The organism is Longivirga aurantiaca, assembly GCF_042660085.1.
Taxonomy (GTDB): Bacteria; Actinomycetota; Actinomycetes; order S36-B12; family CAIYMF01; genus Longivirga; species Longivirga aurantiaca.
Map to the genome: position 1 here is coordinate 154,409 of NZ_JBHSTI010000002.1, position 17,405 is coordinate 171,813.

Here is a 17,405-nt window from a genome sequence, read left to right on the forward strand (position 1 = left end):
GTGGGCCCCTCTCTCGTCGCGGGGATCGACTCCTCGACGCAGTCGTGCAAGGTCGTCGTCCGGGACGCGACCACGGGCGCCCTCGTGCGCTCGGGTCGCGCTCCGCACCCGGACGGCACCGAGGTCGACCCCGCGGCGTGGGAGGTCGCGCTCACCGCTGCGATCGCCGACGCCGGCGGGCTCGACGACGTCGGTGCCGTCTCGGTCGGCGGGCAGCAGCACGGCATGGTGCTGCTCGACGAGAGCGGCGACGTCGTCCGCCCTGCGCTGCTGTGGAACGACACCCGCAGCGCCGGTGCGGCGTCCGACCTCGTGGCCGAGCTCGGCGCCGAGGTGTGGGCCGATGCGACCGGTTCCGTGCCGGTCGCATCGTTCACGGTCACCAAGCTGCGCTGGACGGCGCAGCACGATGAGGCGTCTGCCGCCCGCGCCACAGCCGTCTGCCTCCCGCACGACTGGCTGACCCGCCGGCTGCGCGGCGGAGGTCTCACGACCGACCGCGGCGACGCGAGCGGCACGGGCTACTGGTCGCCGACGGCGGGCGAGTACCGCACCGACCTGCTCGTGGGCGCCTTCGGCCGCGAGCTCGAGGTGCCCGCGGTCGCCTCGCCGTGGGAGAGCGTCGGCGAGGTCGAGGCACGATGGGGTGCCGCCCCGGGCACCCTGCTCGCCCCTGGCACGGGCGACAACATGGCTGCCGCGCTGGGGCTCGGCGCCCAGCCGGGCGACGTCGTCGTCTCGCTCGGCACGAGCGGTACGGCGTTCGCGGTGTCCGAGACCTCGACGCACGACGTCAGCGGTGCCGTGGCCGGCTTCGCCGACGCGACCGGCCGCTTCCTCCCGCTGGTCTGCACGCTCAACGCGGCCCAGGTGCTCGACGTCGCGGCACGCATGCTCGGCGTCGACCACGACGGCTTCGCGCGGCTCGCGCTCTCGGCGGCACCAGGTGCCGACGGCCTCGTGCTGCTGCCGTACCTCGCGGGTGAGCGCACTCCGAACCGGCCCGACGCCACCGGAGTGCTCGCCGGCATGACCCTCGCGAACACGACGCCCGCCAACCTCGCCCGCGCCGCGGTCGAGGGGATGCTGTGCGGCCTCGCCGACGCCGTCGACGCGCTCGAGGCCCTCGGCGTGCCCGTCGGCCGCGTTCTGATCATCGGGGGCGCGGCGAAGAACCCCGCCGTGGCCGAGGCGGCGCCGCGGGTCTTCGGCCGCCCGGTGTTCCTTGCCGAGCCGGGCGAGTACGTCGCGGACGGTGCCGCGCGCCAGGCGGCGCAGGTGCTCGCCGGCGGCAGCGCTGATGTCCACTGGCCAGAAGCCTCCGGCCGCTGGGTCGAGGCCGATCCCACCCCGCACGTGCGCGAGGCCTACGCGGCCCTGCGCGAGGCGACGGCGCCCTGATCGGGCACCCGCCGACCTTCCAGGCCCGGGGACTCCCTCGCCGGACCTGGAACGGACGACCTGCTCGTCGCTGCCACGGGCGCGGCGGGCCGGGGAACGACGAAGGGCGCCACTCGCGAGAGTGGCGCCCTTCGTGCTGGCGACCCCGACCGGGCTCGAACCGGCGACCTCCGCCGTGACAGGGCGGCGCGCTAACCAACTGCGCTACGGGGCCTTGCTGTGGTGCTGTCGTGCGGGTGGTGCTGTGCGTACCCCCAACGGGATTCGAACCCGTGCTGCCGCCGTGAAAGGGCGGTGTCCTGGGCCACTAGACGATGGGGGCCGAAGGCCTCCGACGTCACCCGTCGGGGACCCCGGAAGCATACGGGACGCCCGCCGACGATCCAAAACCGACCTCACCCGCTGCTCGACCGGGGCAGGTCGGGCCGCGCGCGGCGGCGCGGTGAGGGAGGATCGGCGGGTGCTGCAGGTGCCGTTCGAGGAGTTCGAGGATCTCGTCGCCGAGGCGCTCGACGAGATCCCGGACGAGCTCGCGCGCCTGGTCGACAACGTGGTGTTCGTCGTCGAGGACGACGTCGAGCCCGGCGACGAGCCGCTGCTCGGGCTCTACCAGGGCGTGCCGCTGACCGAGCGCGGCCACTACTACGCAGGGGCGATGCCGGACCGCATCACGGTCTACCGGCTCCCGATCCTGGCGATCTGCGACACGATCGACGACGTGATCGACGAGGTGCACATCACCGTGGTGCACGAGATCGCCCACCACTTCGGCATCGACGACGACCGGCTGCACGACCTCGGCTACGGCTGACGCGCCGCCGGCGAGCTAGAGGATCGAGCCGCCGTCGCTGCCGCCGAGGCCGCGCAGGTGCAGGGTCGGCGCGATCTCGGGTGTGACCGGGGTGTCGACGCCGGCCGGTCGCAGCACGATCCGCGGGCCGTCGCCCCCGCGCACCCGCAGGTCGACGGTCGGCTGGTCGGTGAGGTCGACGTCGGGGGTCGTCCGAGCCTCGGAGTCACCGTCGTGCAGGCCCGGGCCCGGACCCCCCTGGGCATCGGGGTCGGCGACGTCGTCGATCACGACGATGTACGGGCCCGGGTTCGACGGGGGCGCGGACCCGTCCGGGCCGTCGACGTCGTCCCGGTCGGAGCTCGTGAGGCTGAGCCCGGGGCCGGCGTCGCGGGGCGGGGCGGCGTCGCGCAGGTCGGTCTCGTCGGCAGCCGCGTCCGGTGCGTCGGCGCCGGCCTCCGCGCCCTCGACGCCCTCGACGCCCTCGACGTCGTCGACGACGTCGGCAGGGTCGGTGGCGCCGCTGTCGGACCGGTCGGGGAACGCGCGGTTCACCTCGGGCGTGCCGAGCGCGGCGTGCAGGTCGGCGAGCCCGGGCAGGCGCGGCTGGGTGCGGCCGGGGGGCAGCGCCTCGTCGACGGGCGCGGGGACATCATCGAATTCCGGGAGCGGGGGCAGGGCGACGCCGAGCTCCCGGGCCAGCTGGTCGGCCACGTCGATCCCGAAGCCGGGTGCGGGGCGGCCCTCGTCGCGTTCGGGGCTGCCCGCGGCGTGCGGCGGCAGGGCCACCCCGAGGTCGCGGGCCACCTGCTCGGCCAGGTCGACGACGTCGCCGAGCAGCAGCCGGCTCGAGCGCGGGGCCTCGGCTGCCGGCTCGGCCGGCTCTGTCGGCTCTGTCGGCTCGGCGGCGTCGGAGGGCGCATCGGCGCCGGCGGCCTCGGCAGCGTCGTCGGCCGGTGCCGGGGCGTCCCACGCCTCGGTGTCGTCCGCGACGTCGTCCTCGAGCGTCTGGGCGAGCAGGTCGTCCTCGGCCTCCTCCTCCAGCGCGCGGATCGCCGACAGCATCGGTCGCCCGGGGGCGATGTAGTCCTCGTCGTCGAACGGCCGCACGATCGTGACCTCGGGAGCGCCGGGCAGCGTCACGCGCTCGCCGTGCAGGAGGTCGGAGTAGACCTCGAGCGACGCGGCGGGTCCGATGAGGTCGCCGGACACCGCGTGCACGCCGAGCCGCCGGGCCTCCTCGAGCAGCTCGGGGGAGGAGATGCCGGTCGCGACCGTGACCACGCCGACGGCGGTGGCGCCCGTGACCAGCGAGCGGACGAGCGCCTCCCCGGACTCGTTCTCCGACGCCGCGAGCAGCAGCTCGGGGTCGACCGACGCCGACGCCGCGCCGAGCAGCTGCAGCGCGCCGACGGGGAGGACGTCCGCCGACAGGTGCTCGACGCCGACCGCGACCGGACCGGTCTCGGTCAGCGCAGTGAGCTGACGGCGCAGCGAGGGACGGCGGGCGAGCGTCGCGAGGTCGGTCTCGTGCACGTCGAGCACCAGGGACGGCGAGGTGTCGGGGGTCTGCGACCCGTCGGGTCCCAGCACCGCGGCGCGCAGCGCATCGCGCGTGCTGGTGGCCTGCACGGCGCGGCCCGGGACCGGCAGCCACACCGACACGTGGTCGACGCGCAAGGGCGCCACGGTGCGGACGTCGTTGATCGCGCGGTCGATGCACCAGTCGACCACCGGGAGCACCGCGGCCGAGTCGAGCGCCGCCCGCACCTGGTGCGCCGGGAGCAGGCCGAGGGTCGGGTGCTGCCAGCGCAGGACGGCGCCCACGCCCAGCACCGCGCCGGTCGCGAGCGACACCACGGGCTGGTACTGCATCCGGAGCTCACCCCGGGCGAGGGCGCCGACGAGGTCCGGTGTCACGGCCGAGGTGAGCTCGTCGGCGCGCTCGACGCGCCCGCCGCCGTGGCTCTTGGCGACGTACATCGCCGCGTCGGCGCGGGAGAGCAGCTCCTCGGAGGTCTCGTCGTCCTCCGAGCTGACGGCGAGGCCGATGCTGACGGTGGGGTGGTGGATCTGCGGCCCGAGCGGCACCGGCTGGCGGGCGGCGTCGAGCAGGCGCTCGGCGAGCTCGGTGACGGCGACGTCGTCGCCCACCTCCTCGCAGATCACGAGGAACTCGTCGCCGGCGAGGCGCCCGATGGTGTCGGTCTCGCGGAGCGCGCCCCGCATCGCGACGGCGATGCTCGTGAGCAGGACGTCGCCGGCCTTGTGCTGCCAGGGGTGGGTGTCGTTGACGTGCTTGAGGTCGTCGACGTCGATGAAGAACACGGCGAGGCGCTGTCCGCCGCGGCGGGCTCGCGACACCGCGCGCTCGAGCCGGTCGAGCACCAGGCGCCGGTTGGGCAGGCCGGTGAGAGCGTCGTGGAGCGCGTCGTGGGTGAGCTGTGCCTCGCGCGCCCGCGCCGCGGTCACGTTGTCGAGCGAGACGAGCAGGCGCGGCCCGTCGGCCGAGTCGATCGGCGAGGTGCGGGCTCGCACCCAGACCACCGAGCCGTCGGAGTGCAGGAGCCGGTGCTCGTTGGGTGCAACGGCCGCGCCGTCGGTCTCGCGCCGGGTGCGCGACACGAACGCCGACGCCCGGTCCTCGTGGTGGATGAGCGCCTCGTAGACGGTGTCGCGCAGGGAGTCCCAGGTGCGGCCGACGAGTCGGCAGAACGCATCGTTGACGCGTACGAACGTGCCGTCGTCGCGCAGCTCGGCGAGGCCGCTGGGGCTGGCGTCGAACAGGGCGCGGAAGGCCTGGTCGGTCTCGGGGTCGGGGAGCCCGTGCGCCGTGACCGGTGCGAGGTCGGCGACGACCTCGTCGACCTCGACGACCTCCACCGAGACGACCTCGACCGAGACGACCTCGACCGGGACGACCTCGACCGGGACGACCTCGGGCTCGGTGATCTCGGGCTGGGCGGGCTCGGGCTGGGCGGGCTCGGGGGGCGCGACGCCCTCCGCCGGAGCAGCCTCGACCGGTGCGGGCTCGGCGGCCGGCTGGTCCACGTGCTGGTACGTCGCGCGCCGCACCATCGCAAGACCCGGCCACGCCCCCCGCAGGAGCACGTCCAGCGGCTGGCCGGTCTCGCCGACCACGGTGTAGTGGAGCTCGACGTCGCCGCTGCCCACGAGCGTGAGGTACGCCGCGATCACGCGCCCCGCGTCGGTGGTGGACAGGCCGCGGGTGACGTCGTCGATCGACCGGATCCGGCGCCACCGCGGGCGGCCGTGCAGCCGGTACGCCTCGTCGGTCCAGCGGACCGATCCGTCCTCGCCCACCCACACCAGCCCGGTGGCGTCGGCGTCGGCGGCCGCCACGAGCGCGGGGTCGTCGAGGCCGGGCCCCGCCGGGTCGGCCGAGGCCAACCACGAGGGGAGGCGGTCGCTCACGTCGTCGATCATGCCTGGCTGTCACGCACCGCAGCAGCCCCTTGACGGGTGAATGGGCCGAGCGGGTGAGAGAGGTGTCACCCACTGTGAGCAACGGACGGCGGGACGCCGAGAATCCGCGTGCACCAGGCGGATCACGGTGCACGCGGATCCCGTCGCTCTCCGTCAGGAGAGCGTCACGCAGTGGTGCTGGTCGTGCCCGAGAGCGGTGCGGTGAGGTCGTACACCGTCACCCCGCCGACGGTCTGGGCGGAGAAGCTCTGCTCCACCCAGGCGGAGATCTCGCCGGTGGTCGACGCCCCGCCGCTCTGGGGGCCGAAGCCGCCGCCGCCGATGAACCAGTGCACCTGGCCCGACGCGACGTACTCCTGGAACGCCGCGAGGGTCGGCCAGGGGTCGCTGCCGTTGAAGCCGCCCAGCGACATCACGGGGTAGCCGGTCGCGAGCTGGTAGCCGGCCGCGGTCTGCGCACCGACGGCGGCCGCGACCCAGGTGTAGGAGTCGGCGTCCTGCAGCAGCAGCGCCTGCAGCTCGGCCGTCGGGGTGGCGGCGTCGAGCAGCCCTCCCATGCCGCCGCCAGGGCCGCCCACGCCACCGCCGGGCAGCGCTCCCGTACCGCCGCCGGGGAGGGTGCCGGGGAAGCCCTGTGCGCCGGGGAAGCCCTGTGCGCCGGGGCCTCCCGGGCCGCCCGGCATCTGGCCGCCGCCAGGGCCGAGGCCGCGACCGCCGGAGACCGCAGGGCCGGCGGACGGCAGCGAGCCGGTGTGCGGCTCGGACGCCGTCTGCAGCGCGTATGCCGTCGGCGCCGCGAGCGCGAGCACGAGCCCGGCTCCCACCACGCCCAGCGCCGCGCGGCGGCTGAGCCGGTCGGCCAGGAGGATGGCGAGGGCGGCGAGGGTGCCGCCGACGAGCACGACCCAGCGCAGCGCAGGGAGGAAGTCGGCCGAGCGGGCGAGCAGCACGCTCGCCCAGACCGCGGATCCCGCCACGGTCACCGCGAGGGTGATGCGTGCGGCCGCGCGCTCGCGCTGCCTCCAGAGCTCGACGACGCCGATGCCGACGAGCGCACCGATCGCGGGGGCGAGGGCCACCGTGTAGTACTCGTGGATGATGCCCGCGGCGAACGAGATCACCGCGCCGGTGATGGCGAGCCAGCCGGTCCACAGGATCACCGAGGCGCGCACGGGATCGGTGCGCGGTGCGCGGCCCCGCAGCACCAGAACCGCGATGGCGAGCACGATCGCGGCCGGGATCAGCCACGCGATCTGACCGCCGTACGAGCTGGAGAACAGGCGACCGATGCCGGTCTCGCCCCACATGCCCCCGGCGTTGCCGCCGATGGCCGCTCCACCACCGGTGACGCTGCCGACCTCGTCGCCGGTGATCCGGCCGAGGCCGTTGTAGCCCATGATCAGCTCCCAGGCCGAGTTGGTCTGCGAGCCTCCGATGTAGGGGCGGCTGTCCGCCGGCCAGAGCTCGACGAGGGCCACCCACCAGCCGCCGGCCACGATCATCGCGGCACCCGCGACGAGCAGGTCGCGGATGCGGCGGCCGAGGGTCGTGGGGGCGGCGTACAGGTAGACGAGCGCGAAAGCGGGCAGGGGGAGGAACGCCTGCAGGCTCTTGGTGAGGAAGGCGAAGCCGACGAGCACGCCGGTCCACACGAGCCAGCGCATCGAGGCCTTCTCGGTCGCACGGATCGTGGTGTACGCCGCCGCCACGAGCAGCAGCACGAGCAGCGCGTCGGGGTTGTTGAAGCGGAACATCAGCACCGCGACGGGCGTGAGCGCCAGCACCGTGCCCGCGACGAGGCCGGCGGCCGCGCCGGAGACCCGGCGTACGGCGAGGTAGAGGATCCCGACGCTCGCGACGCCCATGAGCGCCTGCGGCACGAGGATGCTCCAGCTGCTGAGGCCGAACAGCTTCACCGACAGCGCCATCGGCCAGAGCGAGGCCGGGGGCTTGTCGACGGTGATGAGGTTCGCGGCGTCGGACGAGCCGAAGAGGAACGCCGTCCAGCTCTCGCTGCCCGCCTGCGCCGCGGCCGAGTAGAACGCGTTCGCCCAGCCCGACGACCCGAGGTCCCACAGGTAGAGCAGGCCCGTGCCGAGCAGGAGCGCGAGCAACGACGGACGTACCCAGCGCGGGTCGTCCGGGTTGCCGCGCCACGGGCGGGCGATGCGCCCGGTCGGCTCGGCCGCGCTGCGTTCGTCGATGCCGTCGAGCGGCGGCGCGAAGGTGGGGTCGTCGACGGTGCTCATGCGGTGGTCCTCCGGTCGGGCTGTGCGGGCAGGGCAGGGCTCTCGCGACGCGGGAACACCCACGAACGGAAGAGGAGGAAGCGGACGAGGGTGGCGCCGACGTTGGCGGCGACCAGCACGCCGAGCTCGAGCCACCGGGGCGCCGCGGGCGCTGCGGAGTGCAGGGCCCAGAGCGACGACGACGTCAGGGCGAGACCGATGGCGAACACGACGAGGCCCTGCAGCTGATGGCGGAACCGGTCGGTGGCGCCGCGCACGCCGAAGGTGAGGCGACGGTTGAGCGCGGTGTTGCCGACGGCGGTGAGCAGCAGGGCGGTCGCGTTGGCCGACTGGGCGCCGAGACCGCTGCGCAGCATCAGGTAGAGCAGCAGGTACGCGAGGGTCGAGAGCACGCCCACGGCGGCGAACCGCGCGAGCTGGCGGCCGAGCCGAGGCGGGACGTCGGCGCCCTGGTACGACGGCAGCGCCGTGACCGGGATCGAGCCCGAGGCCATGCCGCGCGCGAGGCGGACGATCCCGTGGAGGTCGGCCTTCGCCGTCGCGACGATGTCGACGCGCGAGTCGGGGTCGTCGACCCAGTCGACGGGCACCTCGTGGATGCGCAGGCCCGACCGCTCGGCGAGCACGAGCAGCTCGGTGTCGAAGAACCAGCCGGTGTCCTCGACCAGGGGCAGCAGCTCGCGGGCGCGGTCGGCGCGGATGGCCTTGAAGCCGCACTGCGCGTCGGAGAAGCGGGTGGCGAGCGAGAGGCGCAGCAGCAGGTTGTAGCAGCGGGAGATCAGCTCGCGCTTGGTGCCGCGCACGACCCGCGATCCGCGGGCGAGCCGCGTGCCGATCGCGAGGTCGCTGTGGCCGGACAGCAGCGGTGCGATGAGGGGGAGCACCGCGGCGAGGTCGGTGGAGAGGTCGACGTCCATGTAGGCGAGCACGTCGGCGTCGCTCGCCGACCACACCTGGTGCAGCGCGCGGCCGCGGCCCTTCTCCTCGAGCCGCACGGCGCTCACGTGCGGCAGCGTCGAGGCGAGGTCCTCGGCGATCGTCCACGTGCGGTCGGTGCTCGCGTTGTCGGCGATGGTGATGCGGTAGGTCACCGGCAGGTGCAGCTCGAGGTAGGCGTGCAGCCGGCGGACGCTCGGGCCGAGGTCGGTCTCCTCGTTGTGGACGGGGACGACGACGTCGACGACCGTGCGCCGCCTCTGCGCGGCGACGACCGCCGGTGACGCGCTCACCCCGGCCTCCGGGCTGTCGGACCAGGCACGGAGGGGGGAGCCGTGCTCTCGGGGGTCGGTGGGTGCGGTCATGGGGCGACCGTGGCGCCCGAACCTGTGATCACCGTGAACGCGGTGTGTGCCTCCGATACGTGTGCGACGAGGGGAATGGCGTTCCGCTCGGGGAGGTCGTGTCGCACACTGTGGGGGTGTCCAACCCGGTGGTGCGCTCGCTCGAGGAGATCGGCGACCTGCTCAAGCACCCGACGACCTTCCGGCCGCCGGTCCTCACCGCTGTGCGCGAGAACCTCTCGGTGCTGCAGGTCGCGGGCAGGATCATCGCCCAGCGCTCCGAGCTGTCGGAGCCCACGCTCGTCGACACCGACCGCGTGCCGGTGCTGCTCGTGCCCGGGTTCGCGGCCACCGACATCGCGCTCGAGCCGATGGCCGAGGCCCTGCGCCGCCGCGGGCACTGGACCTCGCGCAGCGGGATCGGGCCGAACGTCGGCTGCACCCGTGAGATGGCCGACGCTCTGGAGCGTCGGCTCGAGGTCGTCGCCGAGCGGGTCGGGCAGCGGGTCTCGCTCGTCGGCTGGAGCCGCGGCGGTACGCTCGGCAAGGTCGTCGCCGTACGCCGGCCCGACCTCGTCGAGTCGCTCGTGACCCTGGGTACGCCGAACACGCACCCGCTCGCCGTGAGCGAGACGCTGTCGGCGCAGATCGGGGTGCTGGCCAAGCTGCACGCGCTCGGCATCCCCGGCCTGCTCGACCAGGACTGCCTGTCCGGCGACTGCGCCCGGTCGGTGATGGCGGTTCTCGAGGGCCCGTTCCCCGACGACATCGGCTACACCGCGGTGTTCTCCATGGAGGACGGCGTCATCGACTGGCGCGCATGCCTCGACCCGGACGCCACGCACGTCGAGTGCACCGCGACCCACATGGGGATGGGTGCCGACCCGGAGGTCATCGACCTCGTGGTGTCGATCCTGGGCTCGCTCACGCCGCGCGCCCTCGCCGCCTGACCGCCGGCGACCAGGTGCGCGGCGCGATGGGTTGTCCACGAGTTTTGTGCACAGGGGTGGGGACAACCTGCGGCGTGAGCACGGCAGGGTGTGGACGACGCTGTGTGCGGAGCTGTGCACGAATATTCGTCGTCCAAACCCCTTGCGCCCGTTGACGCGGGGCGCGTATCAATCTCCTCACGTCCTCGCGGACGGGGCAGGCACCGGGGCAACCCGGGGCAGGCGCCGGAGGCAGGGACGGCCCGGACGGAGAACGTCAGTCCATCCCGGGAGGGGCAACCCTCCCGGCTGCGAGTGCCATCGCAGTGGACCGACGGGCCCTGCTGGGCGGGCATCCGCTCGTGAAGCGCCCGGGTCTCCCGGACGGGGAACGGCGGCCGCGGCGGCACCCGCGGGTCGTGCCGGCCTCCAGGTCTCCTGGAGGTGGGCCGACGGCTGGCGCGAGGCCCCTCGAACTCATACTTCGAGGGGCCTCGTCGCATGTCCGGGTGCTTTCCATGGTCGCCGAAACCCTTGTGGTTCCAGCATGTTTCGCGGTTCTCATGATGGCCCGAGGAAAACTGGCCAGTAGCGTGACGGGCCGTTCGCCGAGCGTTAACCTCAGCCGCTGGTCGCCGACTTCCCTCCACCTCTCGGCGGCACATTCCTCCCGGAAGGCACATCCATGGCTGTGGAAGCCCCTGACCGCGCAGTGACGGGCTGGGACCGCTGGTTCCACCTGACCGAGCGCGGCTCGACCGTCTCGCGCGAGGTGCGCGGTGGTCTCGTCACGTTCTTCACGATGGCGTACATCGTCGTGCTGAACCCCCTCATCATCGGCACCGCGAAGGACAGCACCGACAACTTCCTGGGCGGCGGCAGCATCGTCCAGTCGATCACGATGGTCACCGCGGCCACGGCGCTCATGGCCGGCCTGCTCACCATCGCGATGGGCGCCATCGGCCGCTTCCCGGTCGCGCTCGCCGCGGGCCTCGGCCTCAACGGCTTCGTCGCCTTCACCCTCGCCCCGCAGATGACCTGGGCCGACGCGATGGGCCTCGTGGTCATCGAGGGCATCATCATCGCCCTGCTGGTGCTCACCGGATTCCGCACCGCGGTCTTCCACGCCGTCCCCGAGCAGCTGAAGTACGCGATCGGCGTGGGCATCGGCCTGTTCATCACGATCATCGGCTTCGTGGACGCCGGCATCGCGCGCCCGGGCGTCCCGCTGATCAGCTTCGGAACCAACGGCGCCCTGCGCGGCTGGCCGACGTTCGTCTTCGTCTTCGGCCTTCTGCTGCTCGCCGTGCTCGTGGCCAAGAAGGTCAAGGGCGCGATCCTCATCGGCATCGTGGCGACGACGATCCTCGCGATCATCGTCGAGGCGATCGCCAAGGTCGGCCCGCGCGTCGGCGCCGACGGAAGCATCGCCAACGAGCTCGGCTGGAGCCTCAACGTCCCGAGGCTGCCGGACACCGTCGTCTCCACTCCGGACCTCGGCCTGCTCGGCCAGTTCAACCTGCTGGGCGGCATCAAGGCGATCGGCCTGATCGCGGCGATCCTCGCGATCTTCTCGCTCATGCTGAGCGACTTCTTCGACACCATGGGCACGGTGTTCGGCATCGCCAACGAGGGCGAGATCCTCGACGAGAAGGGCGACGTCCCCCACCTCGAGGCGATCCTGCTCGTCGACTCCGTCGCCGCAGCCGCGGGCGGTGCGGCCAGCGTCTCGAGCAACACGAGCTACATCGAGTCCGCGTCCGGCGTCGGTGAGGGCGCACGCACGGGTATCGCCTCGCTCGTCACCGGCGTGCTGTTCCTCGTCGCGATGTTCTTCTCGCCGCTCGTCACCGTGATCCCGCACGAGGCGGCCACTCCCGCGCTCGTGATCGTCGGGTTCCTGATGATGACCCAGATCCGCCACATCGACTTCACCGACTACTCGATCGGCATCCCCGCGTTCCTGACGCTCACGATCATGCCGTTCACGTACTCGATCACGAACGGCATCGGTGCCGGCTTCGTCTCGTGGACCCTCATCCAGGTGTCCACCGGCAAGGCCCGCGAGGTCAAGCCGCTCATGTGGGCCGTGACGGCCGCGTTCGTCGTCTACTTCGCCTACGACCCGATCAGCACGGTGCTCGGCGTCTCCTGACCCCGTCCCGTACGAACCCCCGGTGGGGGGCAGCCCCGATCCTGGGGACGCCCCCCACCGGCGTCCGATGACCCCCGAGCAGGGGTACGGGATGAACATGCGAAGAACGGTTCGTGAGTAAGGCATGACTGGCCGGTGAACGGCCCTCATACCGGGCGTGTCGCCCCACCCGAGGCCCGTTCACCACCCGTTCGTGGTTTGTTCACTCCACCGAATAGACACCGGGGCACGCATCCCCGACATTGTGCGTGTCCGGGCTGCCCAGGGGGGCCGGCCCTCGCACGGTGGAGACACTTGTGGACCTCACGCTGATCGCCGTGGTGGCGGTCGTAGCTCTGGCCCTGCTGTTCGACTTCACCAACGGCTTCCACGACGCCGCCAACTCCGTGTCGACTGTCGTCGCCACGAGGGCGCTGCCAGCGAAGTGGGCCGTCTGGTTCTCGGCGTTCTTCAACTTCGCCGCCGTCTTCATCGTAGGTACCGCCGTCGCCAACACCGTCGCGAAGACGGTCAAGGCCGACTTCACGGGCGTCGCGGTCGTGTTCGCGGCGCTGTTCGCCGCCATCGCGTGGAACTACGCGACCTGGTGGGTCGGCATGCCCTCGTCGTCGAGCCACGCCCTCATCGGTGGGCTCGTCGGTGCCGGCCTCGCCGCCGGCGGCATGGACGCGATCTCCTGGTCGAGCGTGCAGAAGACCGCGATCGCCATCGTGATCTCGCCGCTCGTCGCGTTCTTCATCGCCTTCCTGGCGATGTACCTGATCGGCGCCATCCGCAAGGCCACCGGCGCGCACGAGAACGCCAAGCCGTTCAAGTGGCTGCAGCTGGTCTCGGCCGCGGCGGTGTCGTTCGGGCACGGCGCCAACGACGCCCAGAAGACGATGGGTGTCATCGCAGCTCTGCTCGTGGGCACCGGCCACCTCACCGCGGCCGCCGACGGCAACGTCGTCGTGCCGGTCTGGGTGGAGTTCGCGGCGTACGGCGCCATCGCCCTCGGCACGATCTGGGGCGGCTGGAAGATCATCGAGACCATGGGGCTCAAGATCACGACGCTTCACGCGTCGTCGGGCGTGGCGGCCAACGCCGGCGCCGTGACCGCGATCTTCGGCGCCACCGGCCTCGGCGTCCCGATCTCGACCACGCACGCTGCCGCGTCGTCGGTGGCCGGTGCCGGAGTCGCCTCAGGCGTCGGGATCAACCTCAAGGTCGTCGGCGAGATGGTGATGGCCTGGATCATCACGCTCCCCTCGACCGTCATCGTCGGCTTCCTCGCCTTCAAGTCCACCCAGCTGCCTGGCGCCTTCGCCTGGATCGTCACCGGCGGTCTGGTGCTTGTGGCCGCAGTGCTCATCGGCTGGGCGATGGCGCACACGATCACCGCCGAGGACGTCGAGGCCGAGATCCCCACCGAGGAGGAGCTCGACAAGCCGCTCGAGCTCACCCCGCACCTCGAGGGCCACGGCCCGGCCGCCTGAGCGGTCACCGGGCCGCCTGCGGCCCGCACGGCGAACGACGGAGGGGCTCCCCTGATCCGGGGAGCCCCTCCGTCGTTCGCCGCGGTTGCGGCTACCAGCGCCAGCGGACGACGCCGTCGTCGTCCTGGGGCAGCTTCTGCCGCACGGAGGCCTCCACCGCGGCGTAGACCGGGTCGTGCTCGACCTGCTCGGTGAGGTCGACCGCGGGGGCCTCCTCGGCAGCCGGCTCGGTGAGGTCGACGCTTGCGGGCGTCTCCTCCGGGCGCGGGTCGGGCACCTCGGCGTCCGGCAGGTCGGGTGCCTCCGGGGCTGCGTCGGCCTCGGGCGCCTCCCACTCGGCGACGGGGTGGAGGTCGGGCTGCGGCGCGGCCTCGGGCTCGGCCGGGACACCCCAGCCGGTCGGCTGCTCGACGACGGCGCTGGGCTCGGGAGCCGCGTCGACGACCGGGTCGAGGAGCGCCTCGGGCGACGGCTGCTCCCAGGCGGCCACGGGGTGGATCTCGGGCTGCGACGGCTGACCCGCCGGGCCGGGCTGCACCCAGGCGGACACGTGGTGCTCTGCGTCCTCGATGCGGGCGACCTGCTCGAACGACCACGCGGGCGGCTGCACCTCGGCGACGGGCTCAGCCGCGCGCTCGGGGGCCGGCGGCGGCGTGCTCAGCTCGAATGCCGCCATCTCGTACGCCGCGGCGTCCGGCATCGCCAGCACCGCCGGGGAGGGCGGCTGCTCGACCGGGGCGGCTGCGGCGGGCACCGGCAGCGCGGGCTCGGGCGCCGACGGCGGCGTCGCGGGGGCAGGGGGAGCCGGGGCCGCGACCACGGCAGCGGGGGCTGCCACGACAGCAGGGGCGGCCGCGGTGGGCCGGGCTGGGGCTTCCGCGGGGGCCTCGGGGGAGGGCTCGTCCGCGGCCGCGGCGGCAGGGGTGCTCGGACGTACCGACGAGCGCAGATCGAGGATCGACAGCCGGCGCGTGATGTCGACGAGCTCGGGCTCGGGCGACGAGCGCTTTCGGCCGAACTTCACTGCCGCCCCTCCCCGGACGTCGTAGATCCCACCGGACAGTTGTGCCACAGAATGGCCGCCGCGTCACCCTTTCGGTCCATCTGCCGCTCGATCGTGTGGTGCCGAGCAGGAAGGCCCGATCCCCTAGGGGGGCCGGGCCTTCGGCTGCGTGCGCGGGGGCGACTGTCAGTCGTCGTCCGACTCCGAGGAGTCGTCGTCGGCGTGGTCGTCCTCGTGGTCGTCGCCGGAGTCGGCGGAGTCGCTGTCGCTGTCGCTGTCGCTGTCGCTGTCGTCCGAGTCGGCGTGGTCCTCGCCCTGCTCGTCGGCGTCCTCGGCCTCGTCGTCGCCGTCGTCCCGGCTGCGTGTGGCACTCGGCGCGGGCGACTCCGAGGAGTCGTCGCTGTCGTCATCGACGCGCGGGGTGGCCGAGTCGCTGGCCTCGACCTCGGGGCTCTCGGTCTCGGTGGCCTCGACGCTGGGCGTCTCGGTGGGCTCGGCAGCCTCGGTCGCGTCGTCGTCGGGCTCGGGCACCGCGGTCTTCACGGAGTCCGCGGACGGCGCCGTCTGCGGGACGGCGATGTGCGTCGAGGCGAACGCGGCGGTCGAGCCCATGAACAGGGCGGCCGCGGCGATCGGGACGGCGATGCGGATCTTCATGAGGTGCTCCGAGACGTCGGTGTGCTGACACTCCGATCATCGGCAGCACGCGTGCGGGGTTCACCTCCTGGACGTCCAAGAAACGTCCCAGAAGTCGGACGCCGCGTGCCACCAGTGCTCCGGACGGGTGACGGACGGCCGTCGGGAGGCCGTCAGGAGTCCTCGAACGCTGCGACGTCGGCCGTCGAGGACCGCAGCCGTGCGGACAGGCTCCGGGAGATCGCGAGCACGAGCTCACCCGCCGACGCCGGGTCGCGGCGGCGCAGCTCGGCGAACGCGTCCGGGGCCAGCACGTGGCAGATGGTCGGCTCGAGGGCGACGATCCTCGTCGATCGGGTGCTGCCGTCCACGAGCGCCAGCTCGCCGAACGACGACCCGGCCGAGATCGTGCTGAGGCGCCGGCGGCCCGACTGGTTCTTGATCCGTACGTCGGCCGCGACCTGACCGGCGCCGACGAAGTAGAGGCCGTCGGCCTCGTCGCCCTCGTCGAACACGATCGCCCCGGCCGTGATGACACGCGTGGTGCAGCGCTCCTCGATCGCCCGCACGGCGAAGTCGGGCAGCCCTTCGAGCAGCTCCTGCGCTGCGAGGGGCACGAGCCCCTCGAGCATGTCGTCCTCGATGCCGTGCTCGCGCAGGAGCTCGGTCTCGCACCACTCCAGCGCGGCATCGGCGTCGGCGAACCTGTGCACGGTGTCGGGCAGGGCCCGCAGCGTGGTGCGCGGCTGCATCGTGCGCGGCTCCACGAGCCCCACCACCACGCCGTCCGCCGTCAGCTGGTCGACCAGCGAGAGCAGCAGCGCCGCGGCGGCGGTGTCGATGCGCGTCACGCGCCGCAGGTCGAGCACGCGCCAGCGGGCAGGCCGAGGGTCGTCGAGCACCGCACGGATGAGCAGCTCGGTGCTCGCGAAGCCCTCGTCGCCGACGAGCTCGTGGACGACGATCGCCGAGGCCTCGACGTCGAGCACGGCTCGGTGGGCGCGGGGGCGGCCGCGGCGCGAGCGGATCGCGTCCGCCCGGTAGGTGCGGCGCAGGCCGCTGCGGGTGCGCTCGGACGGCAGCAGCAGATGCATCCCGAGCCGCTTGGACAGCAGCTCGGCCGCGACGACGCCGCGCACGCTGTTGCCGTTGGAGTCGAGCAGGGGGCTGTGCAGGCCGAGGCCCAGCTGGCCCGGGAGGGCTGCCGAGACGCCGCCGCTCACCCCGCTCTTGGCCGGGATCCCCACGCGGTAGAGCCATTCGCCGGCGTAGTCGTACATGCCGCAGGTGGCCATGACGGTGAGCACCGAGGCCACGACGTCGCGCGGCACCACCTGCTCGCCGGTCACGGGGTTGATGCCGCTGTTGGCGAGGGTCGCGGCCATCACCGCGAGGTCGCGGGCGGTCACGAGCACCGCGCACTGGCGGAAGTAGCCCTCGACCTGCTCGTCGACGTCCTCGTCGAGCAGGCCGGCCGACCGCATGAGGTAGGCGATGGCGCGGTTGCGGTCTCCTGTGGTGCGCTCGCTGTGGAACACGTCCTCGTCGATCGCGAGCTCGTGACCGGCGAACGCCGACAGCCCCGAGTGGATGCGCTCGAACTGCTCCGCCCGCGTCTGCCCGGACACGAGCGTGGAGGTGACGATCGCGCCGGCGTTGACCATGGGGTTGAAGGCACGGCTCGACCGGTCGTCGAGGCTGATGCTGTTGAACGGGTCGCCCGTCGGCTCGACGCCGACCTTCTCGAGCACGGCCTCCTGCCCGCGGTCGGCCAGGGCCAGCGCGTAGACGTACGGCTTGGACACCGACTGGATCGTGAACGGCACCAGCACGCCGGCGTCGTACACCTGGCCGTCGAGGGTGGCGAGGCTGATGCCGCAGGTCGCGGGGTCGGCCTTGGCGAGCTCCGGGATGTACGTCGCGATCGTGCCCTCGTCGTTGGCGGACACCTCGCGCCACACCTCGTCGAGCAGGGTCTCGATCGGGCCCCGCGTGCGGCTGGGTGCGGCGTCGCTCACTGCTGGTCTCCCGGGTGGTTCG

At 73.1% G+C, this 17,405-nt stretch carries 11 protein-coding genes and 2 tRNA genes; 5 read left to right on the forward strand and 8 right to left on the reverse strand.

Features of this window, described 5'->3' with window-relative positions; genetic code table 11:
- Positions 1-1,401 (forward strand): xylulokinase, encoded by a 1,401-nt coding sequence (xylB, locus tag ACFQGU_RS00910; protein WP_386763467.1) that lies wholly within the window; start codon positions 1-3, stop codon positions 1,399-1,401.
- Positions 1,402-1,538: 137 nt separating this feature from the next.
- Here xylB and ACFQGU_RS00915 read toward each other — a convergent pair.
- Together ACFQGU_RS00915 and ACFQGU_RS00920 are read right to left on the reverse strand one after the other, a co-directional pair.
- Positions 1,539-1,615, reverse strand: a tRNA-Asp gene (locus ACFQGU_RS00915).
- A gap of 35 nt (positions 1,616-1,650) precedes the next feature.
- Positions 1,651-1,723, reverse strand: a tRNA-Glu gene (locus ACFQGU_RS00920).
- Between the two features lie 138 nt (positions 1,724-1,861).
- On the opposite strand from ACFQGU_RS00920, the gene ACFQGU_RS00925 reads away from it, so the two are divergent.
- Entirely contained in the window at positions 1,862-2,212 is a 351-nt protein-coding gene (locus tag ACFQGU_RS00925; RefSeq protein WP_386763468.1) for a metallopeptidase family protein, read from the forward strand.
- A gap of 15 nt (positions 2,213-2,227) precedes the next feature.
- Here ACFQGU_RS00925 and ACFQGU_RS00930 read toward each other — a convergent pair whose 3' ends face one another.
- The 3 genes from ACFQGU_RS00930 to ACFQGU_RS00940 all read right to left on the reverse strand — a co-directional run bounded on the left by ACFQGU_RS00930 (position 2,228) and on the right by ACFQGU_RS00940 (position 9,188).
- Positions 2,228-5,626, reverse strand: coding sequence for a diguanylate cyclase domain-containing protein (locus ACFQGU_RS00930; protein WP_386763469.1), 3,399 nt, complete (start codon positions 5,624-5,626; stop codon positions 2,228-2,230).
- A 176-nt stretch (positions 5,627-5,802) separates the two neighbouring features.
- Positions 5,803-7,887 (reverse strand): ArnT family glycosyltransferase, encoded by a 2,085-nt coding sequence (locus tag ACFQGU_RS00935; RefSeq protein WP_386763470.1) that lies wholly within the window; start codon positions 7,885-7,887, stop codon positions 5,803-5,805.
- Positions 7,884-9,188, reverse strand: coding sequence for a glycosyltransferase (locus tag ACFQGU_RS00940; protein WP_386763471.1), 1,305 nt, complete (start codon positions 9,186-9,188; stop codon positions 7,884-7,886). Before ACFQGU_RS00940 ends, ACFQGU_RS00935 begins: the two co-directional genes overlap by 4 nt.
- 116 nt (positions 9,189-9,304) lie before the next feature.
- Here ACFQGU_RS00940 and ACFQGU_RS00945 point away from each other — a divergent pair, with 116 nt between their 5' ends.
- The 3 genes from ACFQGU_RS00945 to ACFQGU_RS00955 all read left to right on the forward strand — a co-directional run bounded on the left by ACFQGU_RS00945 (position 9,305) and on the right by ACFQGU_RS00955 (position 13,726).
- Positions 9,305-10,117 (forward strand): esterase/lipase family protein, encoded by an 813-nt coding sequence (locus ACFQGU_RS00945; RefSeq protein WP_386763472.1) that lies wholly within the window; start codon positions 9,305-9,307, stop codon positions 10,115-10,117.
- Between the two features lie 664 nt (positions 10,118-10,781).
- Positions 10,782-12,251, forward strand: coding sequence for an NCS2 family permease (locus tag ACFQGU_RS00950; protein ID WP_386763473.1), 1,470 nt, complete (start codon positions 10,782-10,784; stop codon positions 12,249-12,251).
- A gap of 296 nt (positions 12,252-12,547) precedes the next feature.
- Positions 12,548-13,726 (forward strand): inorganic phosphate transporter, encoded by a 1,179-nt coding sequence (locus ACFQGU_RS00955; RefSeq protein ID WP_386763474.1) that lies wholly within the window; start codon positions 12,548-12,550, stop codon positions 13,724-13,726.
- A 91-nt stretch (positions 13,727-13,817) separates the two neighbouring features.
- On the opposite strand, the gene ACFQGU_RS00960 is transcribed toward ACFQGU_RS00955, so the two are convergent.
- The 3 genes from ACFQGU_RS00960 to glsA form a co-directional block, all read right to left on the reverse strand.
- The gene (locus ACFQGU_RS00960) at positions 13,818-14,750 is read right to left on the reverse strand and encodes a hypothetical protein (RefSeq protein WP_386763475.1); all 933 of its coding nucleotides are present in this window, start codon (positions 14,748-14,750) and stop codon (positions 13,818-13,820) included.
- A 165-nt stretch (positions 14,751-14,915) separates the two neighbouring features.
- Positions 14,916-15,386: a hypothetical protein gene (locus tag ACFQGU_RS00965; protein ID WP_386763476.1), complete on the reverse strand. Its 471-nt coding sequence runs from the start codon at positions 15,384-15,386 to the stop codon at positions 14,916-14,918.
- 152 nt (positions 15,387-15,538) lie between these two features.
- Positions 15,539-17,383 carry a glutaminase A gene (gene glsA / locus ACFQGU_RS00970; protein WP_386763477.1) on the reverse strand — a complete coding sequence of 615 codons (1,845 nt, stop codon included), beginning with the start codon at positions 17,381-17,383 and terminating at the stop codon, positions 15,539-15,541.
- Positions 17,384-17,405 lie beyond the last annotated feature (22 nt).

What these genes read in the sequence shown, in the direction of transcription:
- ACFQGU_RS00935 (WP_386763470.1), bottom strand. Translation starts at nt 7,887, where the DNA reads ATGAGCACCGTCGACGACCCCACCTTCGCGCCGCCGCTCGACGGCATC.
- ACFQGU_RS00940 (WP_386763471.1), bottom strand. Translation starts at nt 9,188, where the DNA reads ATGACCGCACCCACCGACCCCCGAGAGCACGGCTCCCCCCTCCGTGCC.
- ACFQGU_RS00950 (WP_386763473.1), top strand. Translation starts at nt 10,782, where the DNA reads ATGGCTGTGGAAGCCCCTGACCGCGCAGTGACGGGCTGGGACCGCTGG.
- ACFQGU_RS00965 (WP_386763476.1), bottom strand. Translation starts at nt 15,386, where the DNA reads ATGAAGATCCGCATCGCCGTCCCGATCGCCGCGGCCGCCCTGTTCATG.